This window comes from Pseudundibacterium arcticum, assembly GCF_042646465.1.
In the GTDB taxonomy this organism is placed as follows: Bacteria; Pseudomonadota; Gammaproteobacteria; order Burkholderiales; family Burkholderiaceae_D; genus Undibacterium_A; species Undibacterium_A arcticum.
The window spans coordinates 1-1,407 of record NZ_JBHRTP010000127.1; the positions used below are offsets into that span (position 1 = coordinate 1).

Consider the following 1,407-nt stretch of genomic DNA (forward strand, 5'->3'; position numbering starts at 1 on the left):
AATCGGCCAGAGCATCCGATGCTTTCTGCTTTTGTTTCGGGTTCGCCGGTGCGCCTGGGTTCAATAACGAATACTCAGGGCGTGCCGGTTTTCCGGCTTCCTATATTTGCTTCGCAGAACCCAAGCATGCATGTCTGTTGGTGCAATTGATCATTTCTGGAGGGCATAATGAAGCCACGCTCCATTTCTTCGTTTACCGCGTATGTTGGTATTGACTGGGCTGACAGGAAGCACGATTTCTGTCTGCAGGCAAATGGATCCGATATCTGTGAATCAGGAACTCTTGAACATACCCCTGAAGCCATTGCCCAATGGGCGCAATCGCTTTACGATCGCTTCGGCGGCCCCATTGCCGTCTGCCTTGAACTTGCCAAGGGCCCGATCGTGTATGCGTTACAGCGATGCGATTTCTTCGTAATCTTCCCGGTCCACCCGTCAACACTGGCGCGCTACCGGCAGGCCTTTGTTCCAAGCGGTGCCAAGGACGATCCGTCGGACGCAAAAATGGCACTGGATCTTTTGCTGCGCCATCCCGAGCGGCTTGAACCACTGAAGTCAACCAGTGCCGCCATGCGGACCCTGTCGACTCTGGTTGAAGAGCGTCGCCACCTAACTGACGGCGTGACAAGAATCACCAATCGCCTCACCAGTATCCTCAAACAGTATTACCCGCAAGCCCTGGACTGGTTTGAACATCGCAATACCATCATGTTCTGCGATTTCCTGAACCGCTGGCCAACCCTGGCGCATGTCAGACGGGCACGAACAGCCACACTGGAGTCATTCTTCCACTCTCACAACTGTCGCCGAGAATACCTTGTCAGTGGGCGCATCAAAGGCATCCGTTCTGCAACAGCACTCACAGAAGATGAAGCCGTAATCCGTCCTGCGCGAATGATGGTTGAGACGTTGGTTGCCCAGTTGCGTGTGCTCCTTGAAGCCATTGAGCGCTTTGATGCAGAGATTGATGACGTCTCGCACTCATTGCCCGACTATGAACTGTTTGCCTCCCTCCCTGGGGCCGGTCCTATTCAAACCCCGCGGCTGTTGGTCGCCTTTGGTGAAGATCGCGCCCGTTATGCCAGTGCTGGGGAAATACAGCGCTATGCTGGCATCGCGCCGGTGCTCGAGCGTAGTGGCAACAAATGCTGGGTCCATTGGCGCTTTGCCTGTTCGACGTTTCTGCGACAGACCTTCGTTGAATGGGCGGGATCCACCATTCCACGCTCTTATTGGGCTGGAGCCTACTACCAACAGCAGCGAAGCAAAGGCTGTTCACACGGCGTCGCTGTTCGGGCGCTTGCGTTCAAGTGGATACGCATACTCTACAAGATGTGGAAGACGAGAACTTGCTATGACGAATCTACTTACTTGAACGCGCTGAAAAAACACGGGTCGCCATTAGTA

At 54.3% G+C, this 1,407-nt stretch carries 1 protein-coding gene; it reads left to right on the top strand.

Annotated elements, in window-relative coordinates:
- Positions 1 to 168: 168 nt before the first annotated feature.
- A partial coding sequence (locus tag ACFOFO_RS26455; RefSeq protein ID WP_390333551.1) for an IS110 family RNA-guided transposase occupies positions 169 to 1,407 on the top strand: 1,239 nt, incomplete at its 3' end.